Raw genomic sequence first — 252 nt, forward strand, 5'->3', positions numbered from 1 at the left:
GACAGCACGCGATCCTCGTATTGCGGATTGATCGATTTCAGTTCGATCGTCTTCGCGGTGCGGCGCTTGAGTTCCTTGGCGAGAACCTCGCCCTCGCGCGTCTTCACGATCACGCGGTCGCCGCGTCGCACCGGCGCGCCGGGCGAGACGATGACCGTGTCGCCGTCGCGGAACAGCGGCATCATCGAATCGCCGGCGATTTCGAGCGCATAGGCATGTTCGTCGGCGACCGCCGGAAATTCGATCTCCTCC

Annotated in this window: 1 protein-coding gene; it reads right to left on the minus strand. The window is 63.9% G+C overall.

Annotated elements, in window-relative coordinates:
- On the minus strand, positions 1 to 252 hold a 252-nt coding region (locus L0M98_RS22555; protein WP_237962014.1), incomplete at both ends, for a S24 family peptidase.

It is taken from the genome of Butyricimonas sp. DFI.6.44, from assembly GCF_022132345.1.
Taxonomy (GTDB): Bacteria; Bacteroidota; Bacteroidia; order Bacteroidales; family Marinifilaceae; genus Butyricimonas; species Butyricimonas muris.